This is a genomic window from Aestuariivita sp. (assembly GCF_021404545.1).
Taxonomy (GTDB): domain Bacteria; phylum Pseudomonadota; class Alphaproteobacteria; order Rhodobacterales; family Rhodobacteraceae; genus Aestuariivita.
In genome coordinates, this window is the sequence record NZ_JAAWWD010000033.1 from 47,638 (window position 1) to 65,460 (window position 17,823).

18 protein-coding genes are annotated in these 17,823 nt (G+C 61.2%); 12 read left to right on the forward strand and 6 right to left on the reverse strand.

The genetic code is table 11. The annotated features are described in order from the left end of the window. The first annotated feature begins 13 nt into the window (after positions 1 to 13). Complete coding sequence (locus HEP69_RS09505; protein ID WP_290558274.1) at positions 14 to 2,908, forward strand: DNA translocase FtsK; 2,895 nt, start codon at positions 14 to 16, stop codon at positions 2,906 to 2,908. A gap of 71 nt (positions 2,909 to 2,979) precedes the next feature. Next, the gene (locus tag HEP69_RS09510) at positions 2,980 to 3,576 is read left to right on the forward strand and encodes an outer membrane lipoprotein carrier protein LolA (protein ID WP_290558275.1); all 597 of its coding nucleotides are present in this window, start codon (positions 2,980 to 2,982) and stop codon (positions 3,574 to 3,576) included. Between the two features lie 82 nt (positions 3,577 to 3,658). On the opposite strand, the gene HEP69_RS09515 is transcribed toward HEP69_RS09510, so the two are convergent. Both HEP69_RS09515 and HEP69_RS09520 read right to left on the reverse strand, forming a co-directional pair. Continuing rightward, the gene (locus tag HEP69_RS09515; protein WP_290558276.1) at positions 3,659 to 4,252 is read right to left on the reverse strand and encodes a lytic transglycosylase; all 594 of its coding nucleotides are present in this window, start codon (positions 4,250 to 4,252) and stop codon (positions 3,659 to 3,661) included. Positions 4,253 to 4,329: 77 nt separating this feature from the next. After that, positions 4,330 to 5,211 (reverse strand): AEC family transporter, encoded by an 882-nt coding sequence (locus HEP69_RS09520; protein WP_290558277.1) that lies wholly within the window; start codon positions 5,209 to 5,211, stop codon positions 4,330 to 4,332. Positions 5,212 to 5,296: 85 nt separating this feature from the next. Here HEP69_RS09520 and hspQ point away from each other — a divergent pair, with 85 nt between their 5' ends. Then, positions 5,297 to 5,623, forward strand: coding sequence for a heat shock protein HspQ (hspQ, locus tag HEP69_RS09525; protein ID WP_290558278.1), 327 nt, complete (start codon positions 5,297 to 5,299; stop codon positions 5,621 to 5,623). Positions 5,624 to 5,663: 40 nt separating this feature from the next. Here the strand turns inward: hspQ and HEP69_RS09530 are convergent, their stop codons facing one another. From HEP69_RS09530 to HEP69_RS09540, 3 genes are all read right to left on the reverse strand, one after another. Then, positions 5,664 to 7,241 carry a gamma-glutamyltransferase family protein gene (locus tag HEP69_RS09530; RefSeq protein WP_290558279.1) on the reverse strand — a complete coding sequence of 526 codons (1,578 nt, stop codon included), beginning with the start codon at positions 7,239 to 7,241 and terminating at the stop codon, positions 5,664 to 5,666. 259 nt (positions 7,242 to 7,500) lie between these two features. Then, positions 7,501 to 7,965, reverse strand: coding sequence for an ATP-binding protein (locus tag HEP69_RS09535; protein WP_290558280.1), 465 nt, complete (start codon positions 7,963 to 7,965; stop codon positions 7,501 to 7,503). Between the two features lie 15 nt (positions 7,966 to 7,980). Next, complete coding sequence (locus HEP69_RS09540) at positions 7,981 to 8,319, reverse strand: STAS domain-containing protein (RefSeq protein WP_290558281.1); 339 nt, start codon at positions 8,317 to 8,319, stop codon at positions 7,981 to 7,983. 90 nt (positions 8,320 to 8,409) lie between these two features. On the opposite strand from HEP69_RS09540, the gene HEP69_RS09545 reads away from it, so the two are divergent. The 6 genes from HEP69_RS09545 to HEP69_RS09570 all read left to right on the forward strand — a co-directional run bounded on the left by HEP69_RS09545 (position 8,410) and on the right by HEP69_RS09570 (position 12,344). After that, positions 8,410 to 9,582: an acetyl-CoA C-acyltransferase gene (locus HEP69_RS09545; protein ID WP_290558282.1), complete on the forward strand. Its 1,173-nt coding sequence runs from the start codon at positions 8,410 to 8,412 to the stop codon at positions 9,580 to 9,582. A 12-nt stretch (positions 9,583 to 9,594) separates the two neighbouring features. After that, complete coding sequence (locus HEP69_RS09550) at positions 9,595 to 10,104, forward strand: hypothetical protein (RefSeq protein ID WP_290558283.1); 510 nt, start codon at positions 9,595 to 9,597, stop codon at positions 10,102 to 10,104. Further along, positions 10,088 to 10,546 carry a GAF domain-containing protein gene (locus HEP69_RS09555; RefSeq protein ID WP_290558284.1) on the forward strand — a complete coding sequence of 153 codons (459 nt, stop codon included), beginning with the start codon at positions 10,088 to 10,090 and terminating at the stop codon, positions 10,544 to 10,546. Before HEP69_RS09550 ends, HEP69_RS09555 begins: the two co-directional genes overlap by 17 nt. Before the next feature lie 211 nt (positions 10,547 to 10,757). Beyond that, positions 10,758 to 11,327: a helix-turn-helix domain-containing protein gene (locus tag HEP69_RS09560; protein WP_290558419.1), complete on the forward strand. Its 570-nt coding sequence runs from the start codon at positions 10,758 to 10,760 to the stop codon at positions 11,325 to 11,327. A 13-nt stretch (positions 11,328 to 11,340) separates the two neighbouring features. After that, entirely contained in the window at positions 11,341 to 11,964 is a 624-nt protein-coding gene (locus tag HEP69_RS09565) for a LysE family translocator (protein ID WP_290558285.1), read from the forward strand. A gap of 5 nt (positions 11,965 to 11,969) precedes the next feature. Beyond that, positions 11,970 to 12,344, forward strand: coding sequence for a GFA family protein (locus HEP69_RS09570; protein WP_290558286.1), 375 nt, complete (start codon positions 11,970 to 11,972; stop codon positions 12,342 to 12,344). A gap of 11 nt (positions 12,345 to 12,355) precedes the next feature. Here HEP69_RS09570 and HEP69_RS09575 read toward each other — a convergent pair whose 3' ends face one another. Further along, complete coding sequence (locus HEP69_RS09575) at positions 12,356 to 13,678, reverse strand: hypothetical protein (RefSeq protein ID WP_290558287.1); 1,323 nt, start codon at positions 13,676 to 13,678, stop codon at positions 12,356 to 12,358. A gap of 91 nt (positions 13,679 to 13,769) precedes the next feature. Here HEP69_RS09575 and HEP69_RS09580 point away from each other — a divergent pair, with 91 nt between their 5' ends. Genes HEP69_RS09580 through HEP69_RS09590 form a run of 3 tightly spaced genes read left to right on the forward strand, consistent with a single transcriptional unit; the run spans position 13,770 to position 17,754 of the window. Beyond that, complete coding sequence (locus HEP69_RS09580) at positions 13,770 to 16,214, forward strand: FAD-dependent oxidoreductase (protein ID WP_290558288.1); 2,445 nt, start codon at positions 13,770 to 13,772, stop codon at positions 16,212 to 16,214. After that, positions 16,211 to 16,846 carry a LysE family translocator gene (locus HEP69_RS09585; protein ID WP_290558289.1) on the forward strand — a complete coding sequence of 212 codons (636 nt, stop codon included), beginning with the start codon at positions 16,211 to 16,213 and terminating at the stop codon, positions 16,844 to 16,846. The genes HEP69_RS09580 and HEP69_RS09585 overlap by 4 nt, the downstream gene beginning before the upstream one ends. Next, complete coding sequence (locus HEP69_RS09590; RefSeq protein ID WP_290558290.1) at positions 16,843 to 17,754, forward strand: homocysteine S-methyltransferase family protein; 912 nt, start codon at positions 16,843 to 16,845, stop codon at positions 17,752 to 17,754. Before HEP69_RS09585 ends, HEP69_RS09590 begins: the two co-directional genes overlap by 4 nt. Positions 17,755 to 17,823 lie beyond the last annotated feature (69 nt).

Below are 17,823 nucleotides of genomic sequence, written 5' to 3' on the forward strand. Positions count from 1 at the left end.
CTGAGGGACGAGTATGGCATCATTGAACCAACGCAGCCGCGATCCGCTTCTGGACAGCTCCATGCAGGCCGCCATCGAACGGCGGGGCAAGGAGCTGATTGGCCTGATCCTGATCGTGTTGGGGCTGATGGCCGCGTTGATGATCGGATCCTATACGCCGGACGATCCCAACTGGATGGTCTCCACCGACGCGCCGGTTCAGAACTTGATGGGTCGGTTCGGGGCGGCGATTGCCGCACCGCTGTTCATGATCGTGGGCTGGGGCAGTTGGGCGATCGCGCTGATCCTGTTGGTCTGGGGCGCGCGACTGGCATTTCACAGAGGCACCGAGCGTGCGGTGGGTCGCCTGATCTTTGCGCCCATCGCCGTGGCGTTGCTGTCGGTCTATGCCGCAACGCTGGTGCCGGGGGCCGACTGGATCAGCGTCCACAGCTTTGGGCTGGGCGGTCTATTTGGCGATACGGTGATGGGTGTGCTTCTGACGTTGTTGCCGCTCAGCTCGGCTGTCGGGGTCAAGCTCGTGTCGCTGGTCCTGGCGGTCGGGATGTTGGCGATGGGCGCGTTTGTTCTGGGCTTTACCCGTCCCGAAGTGATGCGCCTAATGCGGTTCCTGATGATCGGGATCGTGATGCTCTATGCGGGGTTGATGACCGTTCTGGGCCGCGCCGCAGGCCAGACGGTGACCACGGCACAGGCCTTGCAGGCGCGCCATGCCGAACGCCGTGCTGTGGCGCGGGCGCAAGCCGACTATGCCGAGACCCAACAGGAATCCTATGCTGAACCGACCCCTGTGCCGCTGAATACCTACGCCCCAGCGGAGCCGCCCTTGACACGCGGGGCCGCCCAGCCTTGGGTAGAGGCATCCGCTGTGGAGCCACAGCCTCAGACCCGGCCGGGACTGCTTGCCGCGCTGATCCGCAGGCCTGAGCCGCTGCCGGATCCCGAACTGGTCGAGACAGCGCCGACGCAGGGCTTTGATGCGGTAGATATGCCCGGTGAGGACCGCATCCGAGCCAAGATCGCTGACGTGATCAAATCGCGCGTTGCGCAGCCGCCCGTACGAGATCCCAGTATCGATGCACCCTTGACCCAAGGGCGGGGCCGTGGACCCGATCCGCTGATCTACAAGCCGCACGAGGGCGCGCCGCCCGAACCGCCGCTGACCGCGCCGCCCCCCCAGATGCGGACCGAGCCGCCGTTGACCGCGCCACCGCGCGCAGCGCAGGACCGTCCGGCCCAGGTGCTGCCTTTGCAAGACCCCGCGCCCGCCGCACCCCCGATCCCGGTGGCCGAGCCGCGCAAGGTTGTCCAGAATGTCCCCCGCAAAGCCCCCGCGCCATCCCGCCGCGCGCAAGCCGAAGCGCAGCCGACGCTTGCCTTTGAAGACGAGCAGGCCAGCGCGTTTGAGTTGCCGCCGCTGAGCCTTCTGGAAAACCCAGAAAGCATCCAGCGCCATCATCTGAGCGATGAGGCATTGGAAGAAAACGCACGTATGCTGGAAAACGTACTGGACGATTACGGAGTGAAAGGCGAGATCGTCAGCGTGCGCCCCGGGCCGGTCGTCACCATGTACGAGCTGGAGCCTGCGCCGGGCTTGAAAGCTTCGCGCGTGATTGGTCTGGCCGACGATATCGCCCGGTCGATGGCGGCCCTCTCGGCGCGGGTCTCTACCGTTCCGGGCCGGTCCGTGATCGGCATCGAATTGCCCAATGAGCACCGCGAAAAGGTGGTGCTGCGCGAAATCCTCGCCTCCCGCGATTTCGGGGATTCGAACATGCGCCTGCCGCTGGCGCTGGGCAAGGATATCGGCGGCGGCGCGGTCGTGGCGAACCTTGCCAAGATGCCTCACCTCTTGATCGCGGGCACCACCGGGTCGGGTAAATCCGTGGCGATCAATACGATGATCCTGTCGCTCCTCTACAAGCTCACCCCCGAGGAATGCCGGTTGATCATGATCGACCCCAAGATGCTGGAACTCAGCGTCTATGACGGCATCCCGCATCTGCTCTCTCCTGTGGTGACTGACCCCAAGAAAGCGGTCGTTGCCCTGAAATGGGTCGTGGGCGAGATGGAGGAACGCTATCGCAAGATGTCCAAGATGGGCGTACGCAACATCGAAGGCCATAACGGCCGTGTGCGCGAGGCGCTTGCAAAAGGTGAGATGTTCTCGCGTACCGTGCAGACCGGGTTTGACGACGACACCGGTGAGCCGGTGTTCGAAACCGAAGAGACAACGCCCGAGGCCTTGCCCTATATCGTCGTGGTCGTGGACGAAATGGCCGATTTGATGATGGTTGCGGGCAAGGAGATCGAGGCCTGTATTCAGCGCCTGGCACAGATGGCGCGTGCAAGCGGGATTCACCTGATCATGGCCACGCAGCGCCCCTCGGTCGATGTGATCACCGGCACGATCAAGGCCAATTTCCCGACCCGGATCTCGTTCCAGGTGACCTCCAAGGTCGACAGCCGCACCATCCTTGGTGAAATGGGCGCCGAGCAGCTTCTGGGCATGGGCGACATGCTTTACATGGCGGGGGGGGCCAAGATCACCCGTTGTCACGGGCCCTTCGTATCGGATGAAGAGGTCGAGGAGATCGTCAACCACCTCAAGGCCTTTGGTCCGCCGTCTTATGTCGGTTCGGTTCTGGATGGTCCCGATGATGACAAGGAAAGCGATATCGACCTGGTACTGGGTCTTGGTGGCAATACCGATAGCGAAGACGCGCTTTATGACACGGCGGTGCAGATCGTGATCAAGGACCGCAAATGCTCTACGTCCTATATCCAGCGTAAGCTGGCCATCGGGTACAACAAGGCCGCGCGTCTGGTGGAACAGATGGAGGAGGAGGGCCTTGTGTCCGCCGCCAACCATGTGGGCAAACGCGAGATCCTGGTGCCGGAACAGTAAGAGTTCGCCTATCGCGACGATGTGAGGCCGGGGTGGGTGCAATGGGTTACAGGCATGGTTAGATATCCGGCATGAAACGATTTTTTATTGCAACCAGCTTTGTTCTGGCCAGTGCGGCCCCGTCCTGGGCCGAGCAATTGCCGCTTGCGGCGATTTCCACCTATCTTAACGATCTGACCACGGTCGAGGCGCCGTTTGCCCAGATCAATGACGACGGCACGCTGTCGACTGGCACGCTTTATATCAAGCGGCCTGGGCGGATGCGGTTTGAGTATGACCCACCCGAGCAGGCCGTCGTCGTGGCGGGCGGGGGCGCAGTGGTGATCCTTGACCCCAAATCCAATACCGCGCCCGAAAGCTATCCGCTCAGCCGGACGCCGCTGTCGATCATCCTGGCGCGCACCGTGGATCTGGACCGCGCAAACATGGTAACGGGCCACAGCTTTGACGGAACCGCCACTGTGGTGACCGCGCAGGACCCCGAAAACCCCGATTACGGCAACATTCAGCTCAGCTTCACGGCCGATCCGGTCGAGCTGCGCAAATGGGTGATCAACGACAGCGGTGGAGGTCAGACGACCGTTATTCTGCAATCGCTCGAAAAAGGCGGCACACTAGGTGACGCTCTCTTCAACACGCAGATCATTGGCGAAGGCAACGACCGTTAGCCTGTAGGGCGGGACCTGTCCCGCCACCCCCGCACAACCCAAGCCTCAAACAGGCTCGCGCATGTGGTGATCTCCGCCGCGTTTACGTGCGCCGCGCCCTCCGGCACGAGGCCAACTGCCCTTGATACATCTCTGCACGTGCCTGAAGCTGCCCTGAGACTCGCATCAGCCAGCTCTTGCGCTTGTAACTTCCGCGTGCATAGCCGGTGCGCCCCTCGTGATAGGCCAGATACTGATTGCGCGCATCGGTCATTGCGATGCCCAGCCGCTCGCGGGATCCGGCCATGTACCAGCCCATGAAATCGCTTGCATCGCGAATCCGATCGCGCCGGGCACCGCGTTTTCCAGTCTCGCGGCGATATTCGTCCCAGGTCCCGTCCAGCGCCTGAGAATAGCCGAACGCGGTCGATTGTCGGCCCATCGGAATTATGCCCAGAACATATCGATACGGCGGGCGCGCATCGCCGATAAACCGGCTCTCGTGATAGATTGTCGCCATCTGCACATGGACCGGAACCCCCCATCGGCGTTCGGTCGCGCGGAATGCGCGCAGGTATTCGGGGCGCTCGCTGACGATGCTGCAGGCATTGTCCAGGTTACGCGGGGCGGAGTTGTATCCACCCCCGCAGGACGCCAAAATCAGCACCAATAGCATTGCGCGAAGGGATCTGCTCATCCTGCCTCTCGCGATTTGTCTTTCTTGTTTTGCGGGTAGTTTACAGGATTGGGGCGTCTTGGGAAATCACTTTTCCCTCAGATCAGTACCGCCAGCAACACCGGCAGGGCCAGAACCGCCATCAGCGTCGAGGCGACGACCAGCCCCGCAACCGCATCGGCATCAGCTCCGTACTTCTCGGCCAAGAGGTACGATGTGACCGCCACAGGTGTGGCCACCTGCAAGACAAGCACCGCAAAAGCAACGTCATCCAAGGCAAACTGCATTCCCACGCCCCAGGCCACCGCAACACAGATTGCCAGTTTCGCCAGCGACAAAAGGACCGCGCGGACCATCCCCCCGGGGGTGAGCCGCGCCACCGCAACACCCAACGTGATCAGCATCAGCGGAATCGCGATTTGCCCGATCAGTTCCAGCGTGTTGGTCAAAAAGCGCGGTGTCTGCCAGTCTTGCCACAAAAACAGCGCCCCCAACAGCGTCGCCGCAACCATCGGTTCCTTGAGCACCTTGAACGGAGAACCGCCCCCTGCCACCAGCCAGATCCCAAAGGTGAACGACAAGATCGCCATAACCGCAAACACAACCACCGCATACCCAAGGCCGACCTCGCCAAAGGCAAACAGCGCCAGCGGCAAACCCAGATTACCGGTATTGCCAAAGATGATCGGCGCGGTATATGTCCGCCCCTCAAGCCGCATGAGACGGATCAGGACCATCACGGCCACCGTGACCCCGCCATAGGCGGCAATGGCGGCCAGCGACAGGCTGGTGAGGGCGGCGGGATCAATCTCAGTCTGCATCAGGGCGGTAAAGATCAAGCAGGGCACGCCCAGCGTCATCGACAGCTGAGTGACAAATCGGATGCGGTATTCGACGCCCAGTTTGACCCAGACAAACCCGATCGCGGCCAAAAGGAAAACCGGGGCGACGATTTCAAGCACTGTTACGGCAAGGTTCACAGACTGTTTCCGGGAAAAAAGATGGCAATTGTTGGACAAAACGGGTGCAAACCGGCTAAACCCGAAATTCAGGGGCTGCAAGACTATGTATACGACACGTGCAAAGTATCATCTCGGGCAGGTTGTCCGGCACCGAAAACACCCGTTTCGAGGGGTTGTTTTTGACGTGGATCCGGAGTTTTCCAATACCGAAGAATGGTATCAGGCGATCCCCGAAGAGAACCGCCCGGTCAAGAACCAGCCCTTCTATCACCTTCTGGCAGAAAACGATCAGTCCTATTACGTGGCCTATGTGTCCGAGCAGAACCTGATCGCGGATTACTCCGGTGAGCCGGTCGAACACCCCGATATCGACGAGATGTTCGGCCCGTTCGAGGATGGCGCTTATCCTCTGCATTTCCAGCTTAACTGAGATGTGACGCCGTAGGGCGGGACTTGTCCCGCCGCCCCGGTCAATATCCCAGAGCACACCCATCCTTGCGCGGATCGCTGGCGCCTTCCAGAATGCCGGTGTCATGGATCAGGATGGCCTGTGCGCCGCCAATGGGGGTGTCAGGCACGCTGACTGCATGACCCATATCGGCCAGTTCCTGGCGCACGGCATCGGAATATCCGCGCTCGACCTTCATGGTGCCATTGTCCGAGAAGGCGCGTGGCGCGTCCAGGGCGGATTGCGGATCCATTCCGAAATCAATCATATTGCTCACAACTCGGGCGTGGCCATTGGGCTGATACTGTCCACCCATCACGCCAAAGGGCATGGTCACGCGGCCATTCTCACGCAGGATACCGGGGATGATCGTATGCGCGGGCCGCTTGCCCGGGGCCATTTCATTCGGATGGCCGTCGTCCAGCGTAAAGCCGGCGCCGCGATTCTGGAACAGGATGCCGAATTTATTGCTGGCAATGCCGGACCCAAAGCCGTGAAAGATCGAATAGATCAGTGAGACCGCCATGCGATCCTTGTCCACCACGGTGATATAGACGGTGTCCTTATGCACGGCCTCCGACAGCGCCGCAGGGCCCTTCATCGCCCGATGCGGGTCGATCAGGGCGGCCAGTTCGGCAGCGGTGTCTTCGGATAACATATGGTCCAGCCGCGCGGTGTGATCCGGATCGCCCAGAAACCGGTTGCGGGTGTCATAGGCAAGCTTGGCCGCCTCGGCCTCGATATGCGCGCGTTGGCTGCCAAGGGGGGGCATCGCCGCGATGTCGAAATGCTTGAGGATGTTGAGCATCAGGATCGCGATGGCACCCTGGCTGTTGGGCGGATGCTCCACCAGTTCGGTGCCCTTATAGAGACCGCTGACAGGCGTTGCTTCATCACAACGGACATTCGCGAAGTCCTCTATGGTATGGGCTCCACCCATGGCGCGCAGGCTTTGCACCATATCCTCGGCCACTTCGCCGGTGTAAAAGGCGTCCCGGCCGCCCTTGGCAATGCGGCGCAAGACCTCGGCCTGGCCGGGCACCCGAAAGATATCGCCCGGCATCGGTACACGACCGTTGACCAGATAGATTTCGCGCGCGTGGCCTTGCAATGTTTCGGCGTCGTTGGCCCAGTCAAACGCAACGCGCGCGGCGACGGGCACGCCGTCTTCCGCATATCGGATCGCGGGGGCCAGCAGGGTGTCCAGCCCCAGCTTTCCCTCGGTGTCCGACAGGTGACAAAAGGCGTCGATCGCGCTGGGGATTGTGACGGCGTACGGGCTGTAGGGCGGCAGAACAGAGTGACCCACCGCGCGCAAATCGGCGGCAGAGCTGGCATCCGTAGCACGCCCCGATCCATTCAATGCCCGGATCTCATCGCTGCCTGCGCGGGAATACAAGACAAAACAGTCACCCCCGATGCCGGTCATTTGCGGCTCGCAAATCCCAAGCAGAACCGCGCCCGCGATTGCAGCGTCCATCGCGTTTCCACCGCGGTTGAGAATGTCGATGGCGGTTTGTGCGGCCAGCGGGTGCGATGTTGCGCACATTCCGTTCTGGGCCAGAACGGCCGATCGGCCCGGCTGATGAAAATCGCGCATATTGGCCCCTTCCCTCAGGTCTTTGGTTTTTTTCATACCGTTAATAGTTAACGGACCAATCAAAGACCATAGGCATTCACGTAAGAGGCATGGAGAAGATCCTCGGCGCCGCGCACTGGGTGGGGGCTGTTAACACACGGCGCCGAGGGAAGCTATATGCAGCTACACCAAGAGTTTTGCCTTCGGACTTGGTCCGTAATTGGGTCGTATCACGGCAAATCCAAGGCAATTGCACCGGTGGCAGGTCAGGCGGCCCCGATCAAAGCTCGGGGTGTTCCATGACAAACCACATCTTCAGGAGGTTGGTGCCATTGATCCGGCTATAGTCGAGCCGGTCGGCGAGGTTGCGGATCATGTTCCAGCCGAACCCCCCTTCGGGCAACGCGCCACGTGCCACCGACAGATCGGCCGCCCGCCCTTCGGGCAGGATCCAGTCCGGCAGTGCCTCCCCGGAATCCAGCATCTGTACAAAGACATGGGCTGCGTTCACCCGCATTTCCACGCGGATCAGCCCATCGACGACCCCGGCACAGGCATGTTCGACAATGTTGTTCAGCCCCTCTGCCACAGCAATTTCGACAGAACTGCTCAGATCGCTTTCCAGCCGTGCGGCCGACAAAGCGCTGCGGAGCTCGATCAACAGATCGCGTACCGCCAGCTCCGAAGCCGGGCAGGAAAACTGATAGGTCAAGGGGAGGCCGTCAAAGGGCATGTCGGTGTCCATCCCCAATGTCCGGTTTCAGCTTGCATCTGTCCCGACGGCCGCGTCGAGGGTGTCGTAAAGCCGAAACACCGTATCCATCCGTGTCAGGCGAAAGACCTTGCTGACGTTGCCTGACAGGCCTGCCAGGTCCAGCCGTACCCCTGCGTCAAGTTGTTTCATGGAGGCGACGATCGCACCCAACCCGCTGGAATCGATGAAATCGACCTGGCTGAGATCCAGCACGACACGGTCCGGGCTGCCTTGTGTCTTTTGGCGCATGTCCTCCTTGAACTGGATTGCCATGGCTGCATCAATGCGAGGCACCTGCACGGTGATGATCCGCGCGTGGTCTGTATCTGTGCTTGTAAGGCTCATCGAAGGGTCCTAGGTCTCTGCATCGTATCTGAGAGGTTAAACCCGAAGTCTTACCATTCGGTGATCAGCTTTGCGGTGAGGAGGAATGCAATGAAAGAGGTAATCATAGCCGGAGCAGCGCGCACTCCGATGGGCGGTTTTCAGGGGGTCTTCGACGGCCTGCCTGCCGCGGATCTGGGTGGAAGCGCGATCAGGGCGGCCATGAACGGCGCCGGTCTTTCGACCGTCGACGAGGTGTTGATGGGATGCGTTCTGCCCGCGGGTCAAGGCCAGGCCCCTGCGCGCCAGGCCGGTTTTGCGGCGGGTCTGGGAGAGGAGGTGCCTGCCACCACGCTCAACAAAATGTGCGGATCGGGTATGAAAGCCGCGATGATGGCCTTTGATCAGATTGCATTGGGCCATGCCGATAGCATGATCGCCGGTGGCATGGAGAGTATGACCAACGCGCCCTACCTCTTGCCGAAAATGCGCGGTGGCGCGCGGATCGGCCATGGGCAGGTGATCGATCACATGTTCCTCGATGGCTTGGAGGATGCCTATGATAAGGGTCGGCTTATGGGCACCTTTGCCGAGGACTGTGCCGAGGCCTATCAATTCACCCGCGAGGCGCAGGACGCGTATGCGTTGACATCACTTTCCAACGCGCTTGAGGCGCAGCAAAGCGGTGCCTTTGACGGTGAAATCACTGCGGTGACATTGACCTCGCACAAGGGCGATGTGGTAGTGGCGACCGATGAACAACCGGGCACCGCACGACCCGACAAAATCCCACACCTCAGACCGGCCTTCCGCAAGGATGGCACGGTGACGGCGGCGAATGCCTCGTCCATCTCGGACGGCGCGGCAGCGCTGGTTCTGGCCAGTGCGGAGGCTGCGGAGGCTCAGGGTCTTGCAATCCGCGCCCGCATCCTGGGGCATGCAAGCCATGCCCAGGCGCCCGCGCTTTTCACCACCGCCCCCGTCCCCGCCGCGCAGAAGCTGCTGGAGCGGATCGGCTGGAGCAAGGACGATGTCGATCTGTGGGAAGTCAACGAGGCCTTTGCCGTGGTGCCCATGGCGTTCATGCATGAAATGGGAGTGTCGCGCGACAAGGTGAACGTGAATGGCGGCGCCTGCGCGCTGGGCCATCCCATCGGCGCGTCCGGTGCGCGCATCATGGTCACGCTGCTGAACGCGCTGGAGACGCGCGGCCTGAAACGCGGGGTTGCCGCGATCTGCATCGGCGGCGGCGAAGGCACGGCGATTGCGATTGAGCGGGTCTGAGACGGGCACCTTATGCAATCGGATCTGGATACCCTGAAGCGTTTCGAGGAGGATCTCCGGTCAGAACGGGGCGTGACGGTGTCGCGTTTGCTCACATGGCTGGAGGCTTTCCTTGAAGGCGAAAAGGATCCTTTGGATCTCGATGATTATCGGCTGAGCACGCGGCCCTGGACGAACCTGAAAGAAGAGATCGCACCGGTTCCCAAGCTCGTCCGGGTGCGCGCATTGATGCGCCACGTTCTCTTGCCGGATGACTCGATGGCTGCGCACTGTGCCGATATCTTTCGCAGAGGTGAGCAAAGGAACGATCCGAAACATGCGGGTCTTTGGTTGCTGATTTCCATGCACCACGCCGCAATGCCCCGACGTCTGATTGAAGATCTGTTGTCCCGGCTGCGATCAACCGCACCGGTCACGCCCGGTGCCCAGGACTTCTGTGTGACTGTCGAAGGTACAGCCCCCCGCGCGCACCGTATGTCTGAACCCACGCCGAAGGAGACGTCACATGAAAGCCGATTATGATAGGTTGGAAAAGACCATCGTCGCCCTGACGGAGGGTGAAAAGGATGCGGTTGCCCTGATGGCCACCATCGCCTGTGAAGTGCATCAGGCGGATGATCGGTTCGACTGGACCGGGTTCTACCGGGTCGTCGCACCTGACCTGATGAAGATTGGCCCCTATCAGGGCGGTCACGGCTGTCTGATGATCCCGTTTGACAAAGGTGTCTGCGGCGCCGCGGCCCGCACGGGAGAGGTACAGCTGGTCCCGGATGTCGATGTGTTCCCGGGCCATATCGCGTGTGCCTCGTCCACCCGGTCTGAACTGGTGTTGCCGGTGCGCAATAAGCGCGGCTCTCTCTTGGGAGTATTCGATATCGACAGCGATCAGCCCGATGCGTTTACGCAGGAGGACGCGGATCGCCTGGCTGCGATTCTGGATCAGGCATTTGCCTTTGCGCGCTAGGAAGGCGCGGGTCGGGAGTGTCATCGGGGGTGGCGGGACAAGTCCCGCCCTACGGGGGATCTCTGGACAGGCCGACCTGTCGCGGTTTGGCAGATCGAGGGCGCGTCCTGTTCTGTAGATCCATGAAGTGAAAAAACCTCTTGATTTTTCACCAGACTCAGGCACCGTGAAATCCTGAGGGAGATTTTCACGAAAGGGCCGAGTCGCCGTGATCGACCAACAGCCAGTCCTGTCCGGGTCTCTGGGGGCCGATCTGCGCGCGTTGCGCAAAGCGCGCGGGCTGACGCTGGCCGATCTTTCGGATCGCTTGGGCCGTTCCGTGGGCTGGTTGAGCCAGGTGGAGCGTGATCTGTCGGAGCCGTCGATCACCGATCTGCGGATGATCGCAAAGGTTCTGGACGTCTCGGTCTCGATGCTCTTTTCTCACGCACCGTCCCCGGCGGCCGAGGCGGGTTACATCGTGCGCGCGGGCGCGCGGCGCCCGATCGGCTCATCCGAGGCGGGCCTGATCGAAGAGCTCTTGTCGCCTGACCTGACAGACGATTTCGAGATGGTGCATTCGACCTTTCAGCCCAAGGCGCGGATCACCGAGTTCGTCACGCGCCTGACGCAAGAGGTCGGTTATGTAGTCTCCGGCGCGCTGTCGTTGGATATCGGCGGCAGGTCCTTTGCCGTTCAACCGGGCGACAGCTTTCGCATTCGGGGCGAGCCGTTCCGATGGTCGAATCCGCATGACATCCCTGCCGTGGTGATCTGGGTGATCGCCCCGCCGGTCTATTGACGGGGGTGTGGCGATGACATTGGACACATGGCTGATCTTTGCGGTGTTCTGGCTGGTCTTCGCGCTGACCCCGGGACCGAATGCGGTCAATTGCCTCTCGACCGGGATGACATTGGGTTTTCGCCGTGCGCTGCCCGCCGTCTGGGCAGTGCTGACGCAGGCCACGCTCTTTCTTCTGATGTCCGCTGCGGGTGTGACAGCGCTTTTGATCGCGGCACCGGAGGTCTTCGGCATTGTCAAACTGATCGGCGCGGGATTTCTGATCTATCTCGGTCTGCGTGGCTGGATCACGGCGCGGCGCCCGTTGCGCATCACCGAGGTCGCGCCGCGCAAGGTTTATCTGAACGCGCTCGTCATCGCGCTGGCCAATCCCAAGAGTGTGGCAGGTTACCTTGCCGCCTTTTCTCAGTTTATCGAACCGGGTGTGCCGGTCTGGGATCAGATGGGGGCGATCCTGCCCACGGCCCTTACCCTGACAGGGCTGATCTATGCCGGATATGCGGCACTGGGCGCGGGGTTGGGTCGCGCCGCGTTTGCCAGGACGGTCAACACGTTGCTGCGCCGTGCGCTGGCGGCGTGTTTCATTGTGTACGGTGTGGCGCTCGGCCTTGCGCCCACGCCCCAGGCGAAAGGATAACGGATATGCGGACCGGGTCATGCCTTTGCGGTGCGGTCGCGTTTCACTTCGATGCGGATGCGCCCGCGCCTTCGGTCTGCCATTGCGGCCAGTGCCGCCGTCAATCGGGCCATGTCTGGGCCTCGACCTTCATCGCCGAAACCGCGTTGGTCTTTGACCGTGACGACAGCCTCAGATGGTTCCGCTCCAGCGATGCCGCGCGCCGTGGGTTCTGCAGCACTTGTGGCTCATTCCTGTTCTGGAAACATGATGCGGAAGATACGATTTCAATTGCGATGGGTGCGCTCGACGCGCCCACGGGTCTGACCCTCGGCCGCCATATCTTTGTGGCCGATAAGGGCGATTACTATACCATCACCGACGATCTGCCGCAGACCTGATGGGCATGATGTCAGAACACAAGCTCATCCGGCGGATCGCCCCCGTAAAGGAGGTCATCCCCCGCCCCGCCAATGATCGTGTCATTCCCGCCACCGCCATAGATGGTGTCATTGCCCGCACCGCCAAAGATCAGGTCGTCGCCGGGTCCACCATAGATCAGGTCATCTCCGTCTCCGCCACGGATCGCGCCGCCCAGCGCGGCGCCATAAATGATGTCATCGCCAGCACCGGCCTCGATACTCGTGGTCCCGGGTCCACCAAAGATCGCTTCAGCCAACGCAGTGCCCGTCAGCGTCTCATCCTCTGCTGTACCAAAGATAGGCGCATTCAGAACGTGGTTGTAGGCCGCGCCGCGCGCCAAAAACATAGACACGTTCTGGTCAATGAGTTCGTCAACGATAGCCATCATCGGCGCCCAGTCCTTGGGTGTTTCGATGGCGGTGAGATCTGTTGTGTTCGTTCCGATCTGAAAACCGTCCGGGTTGGCCCCATTGAACCATTTATTTGCAACGTCCCAAAACGGAACGGGGTCAGAGGTGGCGTTCTCTGTGACCAGCCCGTCCACAGCTTCCGCAAACTCCGAAACAAGCTCAAGATCAAAGCTGTCCGGACGATCCGCTGCAAAGAAGTAATTGTTGATGATATAGGGGTCGGAGTTGATGGTGATCGTCAACTCGTTCGCGGTCAGTCCTGTTGCCTCGGTCACACCCTCTTGAATGCGCAAGACAAACCGCATCATCTCTGCGGCAGCGTCAGATATGCCAAGGCTGGTTTCATCATAGCGCCCGACGTCATCAAGGAATATGCCGGTATAGCCGTGTTCGACATAGGCGATTGCCTGGGTGATCACCAACTCCTGCCAGTCGGTATCGCGGTAATCAACGAGAAACCCAAAGATACCATCGCCAGGTTCCCCATTTGGTCCAAACTCGGGTCCTGTCGCAATCCCAAGGTTCATTTCCAGCCAGCCCGGCGCGCCGTCGCGTACGGTGCCATAGTCCAGGTCGGTCGGATCTTCCTCGGCGGCGGTGATCCAGTCCCTTTCCCAGTAATACCTGTTAAAATCAGGCACCATCACGTTGACATATGCCAGTACGCCACGGGTCGCACCTTCAACTGTTTGGTTGGTCAGTTCGTAAAGGTGCTGCTGCGTGAAACGAGGGGCAGTCAGGACGTAATCGTCGGTCTGTCCGTCTTCGTCCACATCGCCCAGGTCCTGCGTGATATTGCCCGCCTCGAGGATCAAAGACTGCAACCTGCTCTCCGAGAGCTGAGCGAAGATGTCGCTCTGGGCGGCGCTGGTGTCGCCGATCAGGTAAACCGAAGATTTCATAGGGACACAATCCACTCAAATCACTGTTCCCGGAAAGGGTCAGCCCGGCACCGATTCCGGTCAACAACAATCCGTCGAAAGGGAGCGCTTCATGTCTGAATTTCCAACCACGGCCCGCGTCGTCATCATTGGCGGCGGAGTTGTCGGCACTTCGGGCCTTTATCATCTGGCCAAGGCGGGCTGGACCGACTCTGTGCTGCTGGAAAAGAACGAGTTGACCGCGGGGTCGACCTGGCACGCGGCGGGCAATTGCCCGTCGTTCAGCACCTCCTGGGCGGTTATGAACATGCAACGCTATTCGCTGGGCCTTTATGCCGGTCTCGCGGATGAGGTCGATTACCCGATGAACTATCACGTCACGGGCTCGATCCGGCTGGCTCATTCCAATGAAAGGATGATGGAATTCGAGCGCGCCCGCGCCATGGGCCGCTATCAGGGTCTGAATATCGACATGATGTCGATCCAGGACATGAAAGACGCCTATCCCTTTCTGGAAACCCATGACCTTGAGGGAGGTCTCTGGGACCCGGACGATGGCGATATCGACCCCGCCCAGTTGACCCAGGCGCTGGCCAAGGGCGCCCGTGACATGGGCGCCCGGATCGAGCGGTTTTGCCCGGCCACGGGCATCAGCCGCGATGGCGATGAATGGATCGTACATACCCAAAAGGGCGATATCCGCTGTGAGAAAGTCGTAAACGCGGCCGGGTACTATGCCCAGCGTGTCGGCGAGTGGTTCAAGCCGTTTGGCGGACGCACTGTCCCGATGACCGTGATGAGCCACCAGTATTTCCTGACCGAAGAGATCCCTGAGCTTGCGGCCTGGACCAACGAGAATGGGCGCAAGGTTCCGCTCTTGCGCGACGTGGACACCTCCTATTATCTGCGGCAGGACAAGAACGGTCTCAACCTCGGCCCCTATGAACGCAACTGCAGGGCGCATTGGGTAACACCCGAGGATCCGATGCCCGAGGATTTCAGCTTCCAGCTTTATCCAGACGATTTGGAACGCCTCGAATGGTATATCGAGGATGCGATGGCGCGGGTGCCCCTGCTGGGCACTGCCGGTGTAGGCCGGGTGATCAACGGACCGATCCCTTACGCGCCGGACGGCCTGCCGCTGATCGGGCCGATGCCGGGTGTGCCCAATGCCTATGAGGCTTGTGTCTTTACCTTCGGCATCACCCAGGGCGGCGGCGCGGGCAAGGTGCTGGCCGAATGGATCACCGAAGGGCAGACCGAATGGGATATGTGGGCTGTCGATCCGCGCCGTTACACCGACTACACCGATCAGGATTATTGCGATCAAAAAGCGATTGAGGTCTATGGCCACGAATACGCCATCCACTTCCCCTGGCATGAATGGCCCGCAGGCCGTGACAAGAAACTGTCGCCTGTCGATGCAAGAGTTCGCGAGCAGGGCGGCCAAATGGGGGCCTATAACGGGTGGGAGCGCGCCAATTGGTTCGCGCAGCCCGGAGACGACATCTCCCTTGAGGCAGCGCATACCTGGAACCGGCGCGGCCCGTGGGAGGCGCGCATCCGCGAGGAATGCGAGGCGGTTCGCGACGGTGTCGGCGTGCTCGACCTGCCGGGGTTTTCACGGTTCAAGTTCACGGGCGATGGGGCTGCCGAATGGTTGCGTGGCCGGATCACGGGCGGTTTGCCGAAACCGGGGCGCATGAACCTGGCATACTTCGCAGATGATCGCGGGCGCATCCTGACCGAGATGTCGGTGATCCGCCATGGCGAGGATGACTTTACCCTGATTACCGCCGCCACGGCACAGTGGCACGACTTTGACGTGCTGCGCCCGGCGGTGGATGCGGGTCTGTCGCTGAGCGATCATACCACCGACTATTCGACACTGATCGTTTGCGGCCCCAACTCCCGCGCGCTCTTTGAAAAGATCGCCGAGGCGGATCTTTCGCTTGGCTGGCTGAGCCATCAGTCCGCGACCGTTGCAGGTAAACCCGCAATGCAGGTGCGCGTGTCCTTCGCCGGGGAATTGGGATGGGAGATCCACGCGGCCAATGCCGAGATGCCCGCGATCTATGACGCGGTGCTGGCAGAAGGGGCCAAGCCCTTTGGCATGTGGGCGCTCAACTCCCTGCGGATCGAAAAGGGCTACCGCGCGTGGAAGGGGGACCTTTCGACCGATTACACCCTGCTCGAAGGCGGGCTCGACCGCTTTGTCAAGCTCGACAAGCCGCAGGACTTCCCGGGCAAAACCGCGCTGATGAACGAAAAACAGCAGGGCGTCAAAAAGCGTTTCGTCACCCTCACGGTCGAGGCGGGCGAAGCCGACGCGCCCTATATGTCGACGCTTTGGCACAATGGCGATGTGGTGGGCGAGACGACGTCGGGTGCCTGGGGCTACCGCGTGAACAAATCCGTGGCGCTGGGCATGCTGCGCCCGGATCTGGCCGTGCCTGGAACCCGGATCGAGGTTGAGATCTTCGGCGAACGCCGCCCCGCCAAGGTCGAGCCGGATCAGCCGCTCTGGGATCCCGAAAACCAAAGGCTCCGCGCATGAGTATCGAGACCTATCTGATCTATCTGGGTGTGCTTTTTGCGTTCTTCGCAACGCCTCCCGATACCAGCCAGCTGTTGATGATGTCCAACGCCATGCGTCACGGGCTTGGGCGCAGCATGGCGACGGCGGCAGGGGATCTGACCGCAAACGCATTGCAAATGACCGCTGCGGCCTTTGGCCTGACGGCGATTATCGCGGCCTCGGCCGATGCGCTGTGGATCGTCAAATGGGCAGGTGTGGCATATCTGGGATGGATCGGTCTGCGCCTTGTGCTGTCGCCGAACCGGTCGGGCGGAGTAAAGGCCGCCGCCCGCGCCAGCCGAGGCGCACTCTTCCGGCAAGGGTTTCTCACGTCTTCCGCAAATCCTTACGCGGTTATCTTCTTTGGCGCGCTGTTCCCGCAGTTCATTGATCCGGCCGTGCCGGTGCTGCCGCAACTCTTGATCCTCGGTGGAACCTATCTGGTGGTTGATGGGATCACCCTGATCCTGTGGGGGTGGTTCGCGCAGCGAACGCTGGGGCGCATGCGTGTGCTCCGTGGGGTCTGGCTCACCCGGATTTCCGGGGGGCTTATGCTGGGCGCTGCGGGTCTTCTGGCCTCACGCGATTTTTCGACCGAGGTGCGTCAATGACCGAAATCACTCTCCTCGACGGCTCGGTCGGCCAGGAACTGGTCAAACGCTCCGGCGACAGGGCGACGCCGCTGTGGTCCACGCAGGTGATGATGGATCATCCGGGCATTGTGCAGCAGGTCCACGCCGACTACTTTGCCGCCGGTGCGACCGTTGCCACGACCAATACCTATGCCGCTCTGGCCGATCGGCTGGAGCGTGTGGGGTTGGTCGGCGACATCCCACGACTGCTGGATGTGGCCATCGACGCCGCAACATCCGCACGGGATGCCAATGGTCGTGGCCGGATCGCCGGAGCGCTTGGCCCCATCGGCGCGTCCTACCGGCCTGACATTGTCGTAACAGACGAACAGGCGACGGCGATGTATGGTCCCTTGCTCACAAGGTTGGAACAGCATGTCGACCTGTGGATCATCGAAACCATGTCCTCCCTCAATCACGCGCAAACCGCGCTTGCCGCAGCCAAAGCGGTCAGCGCAAAACCGGTCTGGCTGGCCGTTTCCGTGGATGACGATGACGGCACGAAACTGCGTTCGGGTGAGCCGGTTCAGATCATCCTCGATCTGATCGCGACCTTGCCGATCCGGCGCCGACCTGCCGCGATCCTGATCAACTGCTCGCGCCCCGAGGTGGTGGTCGCGGGTCTTGAGGTGCTGAAATCCGCGGCTTTGCCCTTCGGTGCCTATGCCAACGGCTTCACCCGCATCTCCGAAGGATTCCTGCAGGAGGCCCCGACCGTCGACGCTCTCGAACAACGCCGTGACCTCACGCCCGAGGTCTATGCCGACATCGCCATGGGTTGGGTCGCCCAGGGGGCAACCATCGTCGGGGGATGCTGCGAAGTTGGCCCGGACCATATCCGCGAATTGGCTCGAAGGCTCGATGCTGAGGGGCACATCCGTGTCTGACGGCGCTTTTCTTCTCTTTCCAAATACCGGCGGGGGGTCTGGGGGGTGGAACCCCCCAGCCGGTCGGAT